This is a genomic window from Pseudomonas sp. NPDC096950 (assembly GCF_044762525.1).
In the GTDB taxonomy this organism is placed as follows: Bacteria; Pseudomonadota; Gammaproteobacteria; order Pseudomonadales; family Pseudomonadaceae; genus Aquipseudomonas.
Genome location: NZ_JBIWEL010000001.1, coordinates 848,317 through 863,478 on the forward strand (window position 1 = coordinate 848,317; position 15,162 = coordinate 863,478).

Sequence of the window (15,162 nt, forward strand, 5' to 3'; positions counted from 1 at the left end):
GTGGGAGGTGCAGAAGCCGGCGATCCGGGAAACCTATCATCCGCGACTCGAAACCAACGACGCAGGGGCCTGGCGCCACGATTCCGAGTTGCCCCAGGAATGGGATCGGCTGCGACTGTTCCGGCGACTGGGCTATTCGGAGGAGGACATTCCGAACGCCAGGGCGCTGCAGATCCTGGCGGTCAGTTCCGTTGATGAAGGCATTTTGCGCCGGGCGCTGATTGACCGCATGAACCCGCCAGCGTTGTTGATCGATACCGTTCGACGTTTCGCCACCGACCAATCCGTCAGCCAGTTTATCGAGCAGATGCAGGGTGCCACCGCTGAACCCCTGGCCGATGCCGATCTGCAGTTGCGGTTAGTGGTGACGCTGAAGAAATGGCCCGTACAGACGCGGCTCAAGGTCGTCGATGTTGAAGGTCATGCGCTTGAGGAATTCGCCCATCCTGATGCCAAGGTACCGGCGAAAACCATCAGTCTGACCCAGGCGCAGGTCAAGGCGGGACAGTTCTACACCAGCCTGCTGGCCGGCCTCGGCACCACGGAAAAGGAAAGTCTGCTGGGCTCGTCAACCAAGGTGCCCGCCGAACAGATTGCGGCGCTGGTGAACGTGTTGGCGGAACACGCGGATCGCAAGCGCCTGGAACTGTTTACCTGGATTTACCGGCGGGATGGCCCTGTCCAGGAAAGCCGCACCAACCCCTTGCGCAACAAATTCCCCGACCTGCCGATCAGCGTGCTCGATGAATTGGTGCATTACGCCGAGGATAATGAATGGGCTCAACTGGATGAGGGCAACGTCCCGTTGCGGCTCGCCGAAGAGGCTCGGCGTTTTCAACAGGTGGTGCGCATCAGTCGTGCTTACGAAGGGCTATACCTGAACGCGGCCGGCGGGATCGACACTGACCGATTGGTGTTCAACACCCTGAAAAATCTGCCGGGCTGGAAAGGTGACATCTATCTTCGCGTATTGGAGTGGTCGTTCTACACCGACGAGTACGCCAGCCTGGGCTCCGAAAACGCCTCGCAGAAAGTGTTGATCAGCGCTCATCCTGATCGATATGACGCACTGGACGAGAATTACGCGCTGCGCAGCAATCTGCCGGGCCGCACCCGTGCACATTACTTCCAGGCCCTGTGGGAAGGGCTGACGCCGTCCCGTCGCGAAGCATTGGGCGTGGCCGGAGCTGATGGCGCATTGAGGCTGAGGGAAAAGATCACCGCGCTGGCACTGGAGCGCCACGGGATGGCCGGTCAGACGTTGGGCATAGCCTTCCGCCGCGCGGGGTATGTGTCACCCATGCGCCTGGCCGATCCGTTGCTGGGGGCGGCCCCCGAAGTGCACCTGTCTGAACCACTGACGTCATCGGTCAAGTCTTCCGCATTGATCCATCGCGCCAAAGAGCTGTATCCCAGCCATTCTCCGGAGCAGATCAATCTATTTCTGACGGGGTTGGGCTCGGTCGAGGTGCTGGTCGCCAGGAAGCTGGAAAGTCTCAGGCTCGAATACCTGAAGATCGTCGAGGTGTTGCAGGGCTGGATCCGTCGCGATACCTGGTACCAACTGCCGGACGGGCCGCGGCTCAAAGTGTCAACGCTGGCCAAATCCAGGGTCTCCCGGGAAATCATCCGTTGCTGGCGCAAGGAAACCCCCAGCCGGCTCACTCTCGACGGAAGGCTCTATGAGCTGACGTTACCGCCGTTGCAGGTGGGGGATCTGCCGATCATTACCGGCGACTTCAGCCATGTCGGCAGTCTGGTCATGGATCGCATCGGTGCCAGCATCGGGTTGAACAGTTTTTTGTACAACTTCAAGCAGCTGCGCCACTTGTCCATGGTCGGCAATGAGCTGACAAGGGTGGCCCTGGCCGTCGGTGACATGTCTCGGCTTGAAACCCTGAACCTGAGCGAAAACCAGGTTCGGCTGACGAGCGCCACAGTCGAAGTGCTGGGGGGATTGACTGATCTCAAGACCCTGAACCTGAGTAATAACCCGACCCTGAACCTGAGCCCCAATGTCGCGCGGCTGACCCGGCTCGAGCGGCTGGAGCTAGGCAACACAGGCATCAACGAGTGGCCGGCGGGCTCCACGGGGTTGGCGGGATTGCAAGTGCTGGACCTGCGTAACAACCGCATCAGTCATATTCCCGAGGACGTCTTTGCGGCTTCTGGCCGGTTGAACCGGGGCACTGATATCAGCGGGAATCCCTTGACTCCCGAGACGCAACGGCGAGTCGCGGCTTACCAGCTCACCGCTGAAATCAGCCTGGGGCTGGTGTTGTCAGGGCATTGGCAAGGGTTGGCTGAGGCCGTGGCGGACATGAGCATGAGCGCGACATGGCTGACAGGCATCGCCAGCCAGGAGGCCGTACAAAAACGCATCACGTGGGGCTCGCTGTTGGCCTATCCGGACGGGCAGGCGTTTTTTTCGCTGTTGATGCGATTGCGCTATACCGCTGATTTTCGGATGGTCTATCGCTCGTTGAGGCTGCGGGTCTGGGACGTGGTTTCGGCGGCGGCTGAAGACGATGCCCTGAGGCGCGTGCTGTTTCGCATGGCCAGCACCGGCCGCAGCAGTGCCGACGGGATTTCCCTGTTGTTCAGCGACCTGCACGTCCGGGTGTTGTGTTACCGGGCCATGAGCGCCGCCAGAACCGGGGTCAACGCCCTGGAAGGTCAACTGGCCTTGCTGTTGCGTGGTTTGTTCCGGTTGCAGGAAGTCGAGCGGCTGGCCCTCAACAACATCCTCTCGCGCCGCAGCACCGGTCCGTTGACTGACGAACAGGCCATGGAAATCAGCCTGGCGTTTCGAGTGGGCCTGGCGGATCGCCTGAACCTGCCCGCCCAGCCCCGGGAGATCAACAATCGCCTGAGTGTCGACGTGATTCCGCCCACCCTCGATTGGGTCTACAGCAAAGTGGTCGAGGCAGAGCACTCGACGCAGTTGGTGGACTGGATCTCGTCCCAGGAATTCTGGACCGAATACCTGGAAAGTATCCATATCGAGCAATTTGACGAGCTCGTCATCAACACCGCGACGGCCTTCGCCCGACTCGATGGCCAACACCATTACACCCGGGAGCAGTTCAATCAGAGCATGGATGGCATCGTCAACAACTACGCCAATCAACGCACGACGCTGTTCAGGCAGTTGACGTCGCAAGCCCTGGCGCGCCATCCCGAACTTGAGCTGCCGGTCATGGCGGCGGGCTGAGACCGTCGCGAACAAACACACGGGACCTGATCACTGCAAGGATTGCACATGAACGCTTTCGAACAACCAGGCAAGACTGCCGGGGCGATATCCAGCCTCGGGCTGGAGGCAGTCCTGCCTCTGACTGCCGCGCAATACGCGGCAAAACTGATCCGGCAACGCTGGGGCGAAGCGCCCTCGGAGGCGCTGCTGGTGGACCTCAATTACGATTTTTACGGCTACCCGGCCGTTGGCGACACTCATTTGGGCAAGGCCCGGACCTCGCAAAGTCTGGTTCAGGTTCTGCTGAACAACTACCAGACCGTGGGCGCCGGCCGGTTTGGCGAGACGGCTTTTGGCCTTTACACGCCGCCGGTGGTGGGGCCGCAGGTGCGCATCGTCGATATTGACGAATCGATCAATCCTGGCGGCGGCTTTCGCGATTACGAAGGCATCTATCGACAAACCACGCCGCAACGCTACGGTCCGGACACTCAATTGGCCTTGCAACCGGCCGAGTTCAAGGCGTGGGTATGGCAGCTCGAATTCAAGGATTTGTACGCCGCTTATGTCCGCGATGCCTGGCCGGAAGACAAGACGATCCTGGCCCCGGGGGGCTATCCGTTGCGCACCGGGGTCAAGACCGCTTTTGTCATGGCAGCCTGGCTTCAACATCAGGAAAACAGCTTGAGCGGGGCGGGGCTCAGCCTGGCACTTCGCGCTGCCGGACTTGACCCTCGGCAACCATGGGCGCAACTGACGGTCGAGCAGATGCAGGCTCAAGCGCCGATTCCGCCGTCAGTCGAAGCGGCACGCCTGGTGATCTATCGCTACACCTCCCGCGATATCTGGAGTTTCAAGGACCGGGCCAGTGGGCGGATTGTGCTGTACGTGCCGGGAAACTCTTCACCGTTCCACGAGTTTGCCGACCTCCAGTCCTTGCGCGAATGGTTAGTCGAAATGGGTCGCGATGCCAGCAAACGCCAGGCGTTGGCGGCACATTTTGCCGAGGATGATCGAGAGGACGGCACCTTTCATGCCGGCGTGTTCACGGCCCTGGAAGGCATGGCCACGTACCCGCGCCAATACCAGTTGAAAAAGGGCCATGGCTTTTTCAACAACGATGGTTACTGGCCGGCGGCGGATTACATTCATCTGCAAGTACCCGATGCAACCACTGACCCTTTCGCCCAGTGGGTGCTGGGCATGAAGCAAGCGGCCCAGGCCAGCATCGAAAGCATTCGTGACGATGCCCAGGTCAATCGGGACAACCTGAGCGCGGTGGTCGAACCGGTCGCGCAATGGGTCGAAAAGTTCGGTCCGCTGGCCTTGTTCGTGCCCGGCGCCGAGGGCTTGCTGGCCCTGGCCGGGTTGATCGATGCCGGTTATGGACTGGCGCAAGCGGTGGATGGCCAGACAGCGGATGAACGTTCGACCGGGGTCACTCGCACGGTATTTGGTTTGCTCAATGCCTTGCCGGTAGCCATGGCCGGCGTGGTGGCGAGGACCGAAGAGCACGCGGTGGCGGGCATGCTCCGCGAACCGGAGGTGATCGATGCACCAATGCCCGCCATCGCCACCGAAGGCACCGAGTCCTTCAGCGATGAAGTGTTGAGCCAGATTGGCCATGTCTGCGATATCGACGATGATCTGCTGGCCCGGATGCAGGCTGGTCTTCGCCCGCCGACACCCATCGTCGCGGACACCCTCGCGCGGTTTCGCATTGACCAGGAAGTGCAGCAGGAATCAAACGCAGCCGAGCTATTCAAGCAACGTTACGCCGCGCTGCAACACTCGGAACATGCCTGGGTGAATCTGTTTCAGCAGCGTTATCCCGGTCTGCCGAAAAACGCCATCGAACAGATACTCGACCGCTCTGGCGTGGACATCACGGCACCGCATACCCCGGCTGACGCCATACGCGTATCAAGTCAGCTGAGCGCCAAGGCCCAGCAGTATGCGTTTCATGTGCGGCTGACCCGCGCCTATGAAGGCCTGTACTTGCGTTCGGTCGAGCAGGCCGACAGCGACGTGCTGGCCCTGCATTCCCTGCGGCGTCTGCCGGGATGGTCACCGCAGACCCGCATCGAGATCATCGACGGAGCTTCGGCGAATGCCCGAGTGCTGGACAGCATCGGCCCTCGGGGCGGCGGCCAATATCGGCAACTGATCAAGCAAGGTTCGCGCTATCAAGCCAACCCTCCCGTCACGGGCCAGACCGTCGATTTCCCTACCGCGCTGCTGGCGACGCTACCCGCTGAACAACGCGCGGCATTGGGGTTGAGCCCGGACAGCGCCTTGCAGGACTTGACGATAAAACTGCGGGAGGCTGCGTTACCCCGGGCGGAACTGGAACTCGGGTTGCGCCGAATGGACGCGGGCCTGCCGTTCGATAGCCTCGGTCTGTGGGGCGGCGGTTTCCCGACGACTGCGCAAGGTGAGGTGCTGTCCAGGAATATCGTGAAATTACAGGTCCGGGAAATTTATCCGCAGATGTCGGCGCAAGAGATGGAGGCATGGATTGATGACGCGGGCCTCAGTGTCCAGGCGCAGCTGGCGAACCTGACTGATCAGTTGCAGCAGCTGCGCGTCGATCTAGTGGACTGGATCGAGCAGGTCGAAGCCGATGCCGAAGACATGGACATCGAGTTGCTCGAAGCGGGTGATGAGGACGCCCAGGGACTGAGCCCCGAGGAGGTTGAAGAAGAAAATGACGAGCGCATCAACGAGGCCATCGAGTATGAACGCCGCACCCGAATTGAACTGGCCAGCGAATTGGAAGCCCTGTGGCAGCGGCGCGGCGATGCGGCCAGTCAGGTGTATTTCGATGGTCAGTTCGTGGGCTTTCAGCTGGATCTGGACTTCGAACAGCTGCACTGCTTGCCGCGCCTGAACGTCAAGTTGCCGGATGTGGTGATGCTGTCGGCCTCGAATCTCACGCTGACACAGACCGAGAGCCTGTCAGGGTTTCTGGAGAGCCTGCCCAATCTGCGCACGCTGGATCTGGGGAGCACGGACCTGCGTATCGCGGTGGCTGGCGTCGGGTTTCGTGCGAGCCTGCCTGAGGCGATCAGCCAATTGACGCAGCTCACCCGCCTCAATCTCAAGGGTACCGGGTTGATGCTGACGGAGCAAACCGCCGGCAAACTGAGCGGACTGACCCGCCTGGAAGCACTCGACCTGAGCGACAACCCGTTGGGTGTGCCGCCGGTGGTGTTGCAGATGACGGCTCTACGGCGCTTGAACCTGCGCGCCACGGGTATCAGCCTGTGCCCGGTGGGTGTGCTTGATCGCCCGTATCTGCAACGTCTGGATCTGCGCGCCAACCTGATCACGCGGATTCCTGAAGCGGTCAGGATGCAGTCCGTGAGTACGGATAATCTGCTGCTGACGGGCAACCCGCTATCCGATGAAGACACCCTGCGCTGGGTCGTGACCCATCGTCAGCAAACCGGTATCAACGTGTGGATGGGACTGCCGAACGCGGACGTGCTCCGGCCCGAGGCCTGGCTGGTCGGGCTCTCGCCGGAACAAGCAGCCTTGCAGGCTCAGCGCTGGCAACGGCTGGTGGAGGAGGCGGGGAGCGCGCGGTTTTTTGAAACCCTGGAGGTGCTGCGGCGCACGGCGGATTTCCAGGTGGATTACGCGCCTTTGCAACAACGGGTATGGCAGGTGGTCGAGGCGGTGGAGGCGTCACCGTCGCTTTGCCAGCATCTGTTCCGTGAGGTGCGGTGGCCGGCGATCAACGCCAACAACCCATTTGCCGGGCTGATCGGGCTCGAAGAACGCGTCACGACTTACCAGGCGTCTGGCCAATAACTTTCTGACAGGCGAAAAAAAACCTTGGGCCCCGGCGCAATGCCAGGGCCCAAGGCTTTTTAGCCATCAGCGGCGACGGAACAGCGGCAGCGGTTCGTCGGTGGCAGCCTGGTACGTCACCGAGAAGTCCTTGAGGCCTTCGAGGGCTTCGTACGGGTCTTTATCGGCGCGAATCGCAAAGGCGTCGAACCCGCAGCGGTGCATGTAGAACAACTGGTCGCGCAGTACATCGCCAATCGCCCGCAGCTCGCCTTTGAAACCATAGCGGTCACGCAGCAGGCGGGCGTTGGAGTAGTTGCGGCCATCGGTGAAGGCCGGGAAGTTCAGGGCGATGACCTGGAAGTTTTCCACGTCGTCACCGATTTCTTCGGCTTCTTCATCGGCGTCCAGCCATACACCCAGGCCGCCGTCGCGGGCCTTGAGCATACGGCCGTGTTCGCGCCACAGCGACAGCGGGACGATCAGGTCGTCGCAGTTGCTGATCTCGTCGATGTTGAAATCCTTGGGCAACAGGTGCCAGGTTTCGTCGACGACTGCGTTGTTCTTAATGATTCGCTGCATAGACGCGCTCCTTGAAGAGGTCGATACCAATACGCTGATAGGTGTCGATGAAGCGCTCGTCTTCGTGACGTTGTTCGATGTACACGTTGATCAGCTTCTCGATCACATCAGGCATGGCTTCCTGGGCGAAGGACGGGCCGAGGATCTTGCCCAGGCTGGCGTCACGACTGGCGCTGCCACCCAGGGACACCTGGTAGAACTCTTCGCCTTTCTTGTCCACCCCGAGGATGCCGATATGGCCGACGTGGTGGTGACCGCAAGCGTTCATGCAACCGGAGATGTTCAGGTCCAGTTCGCCGATGTCGAACAGGTAGTCCAGGTTGTCGAAACGACGCTGGATCGATTCGGCGATCGGGATCGACTTGGCGTTAGCCAGGGAGCAGAAGTCACCACCCGGGCAGCAGATGATGTCGGTCAGCAAGCCGATGTTCGGCGTGGCGAAACCTTGCTCGCGCAATTCGCCCCACATCGCGAACAGTTGGGACTGTTCAACGTCGGCCAGGATGATGTTCTGCTCGTGGGAGGTGCGCAGTTGACCGAAGCTGTAACGCTCGGCCAGGTCGGCCACGGCGTCGAGCTGCTTGTCGGTGATGTCGCCCGGTGCAACACCGGTCGGCTTCAGGGACAGGGTCACGGCCACATAACCCGGCTTCTTGTGGGCCAGGGTGTTGCGGGTGCGCCAGCGGGCGAAACCCGGGTGTTCCTTGTCGAGATCGGCCAGGGCGGCGGCCTGGTTGTCCAGGGCCTTGTAGTCCGGATCGACGAAGTGTTTGGCGACGCGATGCACTTCGGCTTCGGTCAGCGTGGTCTGGCCACCGCGAAGGTGTTCCATTTCCGCGTCGACTTTTTGCGCGAAGACTTCAGGGGTCAAGGCTTTGACCAGGATCTTGATCCGCGCTTTGTACTTGTTGTCGCGACGGCCATAGCGGTTGTAGACCCGCAGGATGGCGTCGAGGTAGCTCAACAGGTCCTGCCACGGCAGGAACTCATTGATGAACGCGCCAACAACAGGCGTACGGCCCAGGCCGCCACCGACCAGCACACGGAAACCCAGTTCGCCGGCGGCGTTGTGCACCGGCTCTAGGCCGATGTCGTGGACTTCGATGGCCGCACGGTCGGAAGTCGAACCGTTGATGGCAATCTTGAATTTGCGCGGCAGGTAGGCGAATTCCGGGTGGAAGGTGGTCCACTGACGGACGATTTCGCACCATGGTCGCGGGTCGATCAACTCGTCGGCAGCAACACCGGCGAACTGGTCGGTGGTGACGTTGCGCAGGCAGTTGCCGCTGGTCTGGATCGCGTGCATCTGCACGGTGGCCAGTTCGGCGAGAATGTCCGGAATGTCTTCCAGTGCCGGCCAGTTGAACTGCACGTTCTGCCGGGTACTGATGTGGGCATAGCCCTTGTCGTAGTCACGGGCAATCCTGGCCATCATTCGCGTCTGGCGCGAAGTCAGTTGGCCGTAAGGCACTGCCACCCGCAACATCGGGGCGAAACGCTGGATATAAAGGCCATTTTGCAGGCGCAGGGGGCGGAATTCTTCTTCGCTCAGCTCGCCTGCCAGATAGCGTCGGGTCTGATCACGGAACTGCTTGACGCGGTCCTCGATGATCCGCTGATCGTACTCGTCGTATACGTACATATAAGTCCTGTTCTCAGGCTTGGGCCGGTCGGTTCCAGTTGCGTTTTTCGCTTGCTGAAGTCTCCGATACTGCCTCGGCAATTCTGCGCGCACGGCCGCGCACTCCCTACGGAGCCGGGGCAAGATACCAGTTTGCAGTTATGCGCAAAAGTGATGTTTGAGTATATGTAAAGAACCAAAACGCCTAACGAGAACCGTTATTACTAAACCCACATTTGTGGTGCGGGCAATCGTCGTCTTTACTGTGGTCGAGTCTTTATGCAATCACCGATAAAACCGACAAGAGGCGATGCAATGAGCAACCCGACTAAAGCAAGGAAGAGCGACAGTACCGTTGACGCTTGGGCGATTTTGTTCCTGATTATCCTGGTCGTAGGAACCGCCGTTTTCTGGGTCAGTCACCAATAGCGACCCGTCCGGGCCCGGTTCCGACGGATTGTCAGACAAAAACCGGAATAAACCCCGTTTTTCGGGCGTTCGCTGGCTATAATGCGCGGCGAATTTCCGGGGCTCGGACATTAATGTTGAAGTTTCTGTGTGGTGTATTGCTGACGCTTGGCTCGGTCCTTGGACCCTGCGCCCAGGCGGCATCGGTGCTGTTCCTGAGTCCGGGAAGTAACACGGAAGCGTTCTGGGTCAGCTATGGGCAATTCATGCAGGCCGCGGCCAAGGATCTGGGCATGGACCTGCGGATTCTCTATTCCCAGCGCATGCCCGAACTGACCATTGCCCAGGCCCGCACGGCGTTGCAGGGGCCTGATCGCCCGGACTATCTGGTGTTCGCCAACGAACAATACGTCGCCCCGCAGATCCTGCGCCTGGCCCAGGGCAGCGGCGTCAAACTGTTCATGGTCAACGCGTCCCTGACCGACAATCAATTGAGCCTGCTGGGGGATCGCCCGGACCGCTTGGGCAGCCTGGTGCCCAACGACGAGGAGGGCGGCTACCTGATGCTCAAGGAACTGATCCGCCAGCATCCACCGGTGGCGCCAGGCCAATCCATCGACTTACTGGCGTTTTCCGGCCTGAAGATCACCCCATCGGCGCAACTGCGTGAAAAAGGCATGTTGCGCGCCCTGGCTGAACACCCGGAAGTGCGCTTGCGGCAACTGGTCTACAGCGGCTGGACCCGTGATCGCGCTTACGAGCAGGCGAGAATGCTGTTCCGGCGTTACCCGGAGGTGTCGCTGGTGTGGTCAGCCAATGACGAGATGGCTTTTGGTGCCATGCAGGCGTTTACCGAAGCCGGCGGCAAGCCTGGAGTGGATGCGTTGTTCAGCGCTTTCAATACCTCGCCCGCTGCGCTGAAGGCCATCGTTGACGGACGCTTGAGCGTGTTGTTGGGCGGGCATTTCACCTTGGGTGGCTGGGCACTGGTGGAGTTACATGACATCGATCAGGGTGTGGAGCTGAACCAGTACGGTGGCCGTGACCGGCAGATTCCGTTATTGCAGCTGATCGACAAGGCCCAGGCCAAGCGGATGCTGGCCATGGGCGATTCGCCGGACTTCGGCGTGAACTTCCGGCACTTGTCGGCCAAGGGGCGACCAACGTCCTATCGCTATCCATTCAGTCTGCAAACGTTGATGCACTGAATTCGCTTCAAACCCCTGCCAAGAGAAGTACAAGCTTCACGATACCGAACAGCGACAGCGCAAAAACCGCCGTGAACAAAACCCCCAAAATCACGAAATGACTCGGCTTGCCGTGGGTGAAGTCGCGAGCGCGATTCTTCCCGCTCTGCACCCCGAACGCCGCCGCGACCACGCTGTGCAGCATCTGCCACAAAGTCGGTGGCTTGTTGTCGACTGGATCGTCCATAAATCCCCTCGTCATGTTTGTGTGTCAGGCAAGCATAGACAATCCACGGGGTTCCTGTGGGAGCGAGCCTGCTCGCGAATGGGCTGTCACATTCAACATCATCGTTGACTGTCACGCCGCTTTCGCGAGCAGGCTCGCTCCCACAATGGATCAGGGTTGTATCGGGTATTGATCGTTCCCACGCTCTGCGTGGGAATGCCTCAATGGACGCTCCGCGTCCGCTCTTGGGACGCAGAGCGTCCCGGGCTGCATTCCCACGCAGAGCGTGGGAACGATCTTGGGTGGGTCTTAGTTGTCGTAACCCAGGTTCGGCGCCAGCCAGCGTTCGGTGACGCTCAGTTCCTGGCCCTTACGCGAGGTGTAGCTCTGCACCTGGTCCTTGTCGATCTTGCCCACGGCGAAGTATTGCGCCTGCGGGTGGGCGAAGTACCAGCCGCTGACCGCTGCCGCCGGGAACATCGCATAGTGTTCGGTGAGGAACACGCCGCTGCGGCCGGCCTTCATTTCGCTAGCTTCCGGGTCGAGCAGGGCGAACAGCGTGCCTTTCTCGGTGTGGTCCGGGCAGGCCGGGTAGCCGGGGGCAGGGCGGATGCCGGTGTATTGCTCTTTGATCAGCGCCTCGTTATCCAGCGTCTCGTCCTTGGCATAACCCCAGTGCTCTTTACGCACCTGCTGGTGCAGCCATTCGGCGCAAGCCTCGGCCAGACGGTCGGCCAGGGCCTTGACCATGATCGAGTTGTAATCGTCGCCCGCGTCTTGATAAGCCTTGGCCACTTCTTCGGCGCCGATGCCGGCGGTGGTGATGAAGCCACCCACGTAGTCGGTGATTTCGCTGTCCTTCGGCGCGACGAAGTCGGCGAGGGAGAAGTTCGGCTTGCCGTCGGTCTTGATGATCTGCTGGCGCAAGTGATGCAACTTGGCAATCGGCTTGCCGTCGTCGCCATAGACTTCGATGTCGTCCTCGCGCACCTGATTGGCCGGCCAGAAGCCGAACACCGCACGGGCGCTGATCAGTTTCTCGTCGATCAGCTTGGCGAGCATTTCCTTGGCATCGGCGTACAAAGCAGTAGCCGCTTCACCGACCACTTCATCTTCGAGGATGCGCGGGAACTTGCCAGCCAGGTCCCAGGAGATAAAGAACGGCGTCCAGTCGATGTATTCGGCCAGCACCTTCAGATCGATGTTATCCAGCACGCGAGAACCGGTGAACGTCGGCTTGACCGGCTCATACGTGCTCCAGTCAAACTGCGGCTTCTTGGCGATGGACGCCGGGTAGCTCAGGCGTTCGGTGCGGGCGCTGCGGTTGGCGGTGCGCTCGCGGACTTCGATGTACTCCAGGCGCGTCTTCTCGATGAACGCCGGCTTCAATTCCTTGGACAGCAACTGCGTCGCCACGCCCACGGCGCGGGAGGCGTCGGTGACGTAGATCACCGCATCATTGCTGTATTTCGGCTCGATCTTCACCGCTGTGTGGGCTTTCGAGGTGGTTGCGCCACCGATCATCAACGGCAGGTGGAAGTCCTGGCGCTGCATCTCGCGAGCGACGTGGACCATTTCATCCAGCGAAGGCGTGATCAAACCGGACAGGCCGATGATGTCGCACTTCTGCTCCTTGGCCACTTGCAGGATTTTCTCCGCCGGTACCATCACGCCGAGATCGACGATGTCATAGCCGTTACAGCCCAGTACCACGCCGACGATGTTCTTGCCGATGTCGTGCACGTCGCCTTTCACGGTGGCCATCAGGATCTTGCCCTTGGCTTCTGGCTTGTCGCCTTTTTCCAGTTCGATGAACGGGATCAAGTGGGCCACGGCCTGCTTCATCACGCGGGCGGATTTCACCACCTGGGGCAGGAACATTTTGCCGGCGCCGAACAGGTCGCCAACGATGTTCATCCCGGACATCAGCGGGCCTTCGATCACCTCGATCGGGCGAGCAAAGGACTGACGGGACTCCTCGGTATCTTCGACAATGTGCGTGGTGATGCCCTTGACCAGCGCATGCTCCAGACGCTTGTTGACCGGCCAGCCGCGCCACTCTTCGGTCTCGGCTTCCTTGACACTGCCGTCGCCCTTGTATTTGTCGGCGATGGCGAGGAGGGCGTCGGTGCCTTCCGGAGTGCGGTTGAGCACCACGTCTTCCACGGCGTCACGCAACTCGGCCGGGATCTGGTCGTAGATCTCCAGTTGACCGGCGTTGACGATGCCCATGGTCAGGCCGTTGCGGATCGCATACAGCAGGAACACCGAGTGAATCGCCTCACGCACCGGGTTGTTGCCACGGAACGAGAACGACACGTTGGACACGCCGCCGGAGGTCAGGGCATACGGCAGCTCGTCGCGGATGTAGGCACAGGCATTGATGAAGTCCACAGCATAGTTGTTGTGTTCTTCGATACCGGTGGCCACGGCGAAGATGTTCGGGTCGAAGATGAGGTCGTCCGGCGGGAAGCCGACCCCGCTGACCAGAATGTCGTGGGAGCGTTGGCAGATTTCTTTCTTGCGCGCTTCGGTGTCGGCCTGGCCGGCTTCGTCGAACGCCATCACCACGACGGCGGCGCCGTAGCGCTTGCACAGTTTGGCGTGGTGAATGAACTGCTCGACGCCTTCTTTCATGCTGATCGAGTTGACGATGCCCTTGCCCTGGATGCACTTCAGGCCGGCTTCGATCACTTCCCACTTAGAGGAGTCGATCATGATCGGTACGCGGGAGATGTCCGGTTCACCGGCAATCAGATTGAGGAAGGTCACCATGGCCTTCTTCGAATCGAGCATCCCCTCGTCCATGTTGATGTCGATGATCTGGGCGCCGGCTTCAACTTGCTGCAGGGCGACTTCCAGGGCTTCGGTGTAGTTGTCTTCGCGAATCAGACGGGCGAACTTGGCCGAACCGGTGATGTTGGTGCGCTCGCCGACGTTGACGAACAACGAACTGCGATCAATGGTGAACGGTTCCAGGCCAGACAGGCGGCACGCCTTCGGAATTTCCGGAATCTCACGCGGCGCATAACCGGCCACGGCTTTGGCGATGGCTTCGATGTGCCCCGGCGTGGTGCCGCAGCAACCGCCGACGATGTTGAGGAAACCGCTCTGGGCGAATTCTTCGATGACCTTGGCAGTTTCCGCCGGCAGTTCGTCGTATTCGCCGAATTCGTTCGGCAGGCCGGCGTTCGGGTGCGCGGAAACGTGGGTGCTGGCCTTGTTCGACAGCTCTTCCAGGTACGGACGCAACTCGCTGGCGCCGAGGGCGCAGTTCAGGCCGACCGAGATCGGCTTGGCGTGGGCCACGGAGTTCCAGAACGCTTCGGTAGTCTGGCCCGACAGGGTACGGCCGGAGGCGTCGGTGATAGTGCCGGAGATCATGATCGGCAACTCGACGCCCAATTCCTCGAACACCCCTTGCACGGCGAAGATCGCGGCTTTGGCGTTCAAAGTGTCGAAGATGGTTTCGATCAGGATCAGGTCGGCGCCGCCCTCGATCAGGCCTTTGGTGGCCTCGGTGTAGTTTTCCACCAGTTCATCGAAGGTCACGTTGCGGTAGCCGGGGTTGTTTACGTCCGGCGACAGCGAGCAGGTGCGGCTGGTCGGGCCGAGCACGCCGGCGACGAAGCGCGGCTTGTCCGGGTTCTCGAGGGTTTTCGCATCGGCAACCTTGCGCGCCAGGCGAGCGCCTTCTACGTTCAGTTCGTAGGCCAGTTCTTCCATGCCGTAGTCGGCCATGGAAATCCGGGTGGCGTTGAAGGTGTTGGTTTCCAGAATGTCGGCGCCGGCATCCAGGTAGGCTTTCTCGATGCCGCCAATCACGTCCGGACGGGTCAGTATCAGCAGGTCGTTGTTGCCTTTCACATCGCTCGGCCAGTCGGCGAAGCGTTTGCCACGGTAATCCTGCTCTTCGAGCTTGTAGCTCTGGATCATCGTGCCCATGCCGCCGTCGAGAATCAGGATGCGCTCTTTGAGGGCGTGCTTGAGAGCTTGAAGGCGAACACTGCGATCGGACATTTGGACTACTCGGAAAGACCATGACGAAGGGCCGGGATAATAGCAAACCTGTGCGCTTTTAGAGCATGCCAAGGTTTTGCATGAATATCGCTCATGTTGGTGGCGATGGCGGACCGGTAGAATCGCC

The 15,162-nt window shown here is 60.5% G+C and carries 7 protein-coding genes; 3 read left to right on the plus strand and 4 right to left on the minus strand.

Going from position 1 to position 15,162, the window contains the following annotated elements:
* Positions 1–7 precede the first annotated feature (7 nt).
* Positions 8–3,214, plus strand: coding sequence for an NEL-type E3 ubiquitin ligase domain-containing protein (locus tag ACIQY3_RS04085; protein WP_403017497.1), 3,207 nt, complete (start codon positions 8–10; stop codon positions 3,212–3,214).
* A gap of 48 nt (positions 3,215–3,262) precedes the next feature.
* The gene (locus ACIQY3_RS04090) at positions 3,263–7,012 is read left to right on the plus strand and encodes a dermonecrotic toxin domain-containing protein (RefSeq protein ID WP_403017499.1); all 3,750 of its coding nucleotides are present in this window, start codon (positions 3,263–3,265) and stop codon (positions 7,010–7,012) included.
* A gap of 66 nt (positions 7,013–7,078) precedes the next feature.
* Here the strand turns inward: ACIQY3_RS04090 and ACIQY3_RS04095 are convergent, their stop codons facing one another.
* Together ACIQY3_RS04095 and ACIQY3_RS04100 are read right to left on the minus strand one after the other, a co-directional pair.
* On the minus strand, positions 7,079–7,573 hold the full coding sequence (locus tag ACIQY3_RS04095; RefSeq protein WP_403017501.1) for a DUF934 domain-containing protein: 495 nt from the start codon (positions 7,571–7,573) through the stop codon (positions 7,079–7,081).
* Positions 7,557–9,215, minus strand: a complete 1,659-nt coding sequence (locus tag ACIQY3_RS04100) for a nitrite/sulfite reductase (protein ID WP_403017503.1) — start codon at positions 9,213–9,215, stop codon at positions 7,557–7,559. The genes ACIQY3_RS04095 and ACIQY3_RS04100 overlap by 17 nt, the downstream gene beginning before the upstream one ends.
* A gap of 521 nt (positions 9,216–9,736) precedes the next feature.
* On the opposite strand from ACIQY3_RS04100, the gene ACIQY3_RS04105 reads away from it, so the two are divergent.
* Complete coding sequence (locus tag ACIQY3_RS04105) at positions 9,737–10,810, plus strand: ABC transporter substrate-binding protein (RefSeq protein ID WP_403017505.1); 1,074 nt, start codon at positions 9,737–9,739, stop codon at positions 10,808–10,810.
* A gap of 7 nt (positions 10,811–10,817) precedes the next feature.
* Here ACIQY3_RS04105 and ACIQY3_RS04110 read toward each other — a convergent pair whose 3' ends face one another.
* Positions 10,818–11,036 (minus strand): DUF2970 domain-containing protein, encoded by a 219-nt coding sequence (locus ACIQY3_RS04110; RefSeq protein WP_403017507.1) that lies wholly within the window; start codon positions 11,034–11,036, stop codon positions 10,818–10,820.
* 288 nt (positions 11,037–11,324) lie between these two features.
* Complete coding sequence (gene metH, locus ACIQY3_RS04115) at positions 11,325–15,035, minus strand: methionine synthase (protein WP_403017509.1); 3,711 nt, start codon at positions 15,033–15,035, stop codon at positions 11,325–11,327.
* Positions 15,036–15,162: the final 127 nt, after the last annotated feature.

Excerpts from the sequence above, each read along its gene's own strand:
- ACIQY3_RS04090 (WP_403017499.1), top strand. The coding sequence starts at position 3,263 with ATGAACGCTTTCGAACAACCAGGCAAGACTGCCGGGGCGATATCCAGC.
- ACIQY3_RS04095 (WP_403017501.1), bottom strand. The coding sequence starts at position 7,573 with ATGCAGCGAATCATTAAGAACAACGCAGTCGTCGACGAAACCTGGCAC.
- ACIQY3_RS04100 (WP_403017503.1), bottom strand. The coding sequence starts at position 9,215 with ATGTACGTATACGACGAGTACGATCAGCGGATCATCGAGGACCGCGTC.
- ACIQY3_RS04105 (WP_403017505.1), top strand. The coding sequence starts at position 9,737 with ATGTTGAAGTTTCTGTGTGGTGTATTGCTGACGCTTGGCTCGGTCCTT.
- ACIQY3_RS04110 (WP_403017507.1), bottom strand. The coding sequence starts at position 11,036 with ATGGACGATCCAGTCGACAACAAGCCACCGACTTTGTGGCAGATGCTG.
- metH (WP_403017509.1), bottom strand. The coding sequence starts at position 15,035 with ATGTCCGATCGCAGTGTTCGCCTTCAAGCTCTCAAGCACGCCCTCAAA.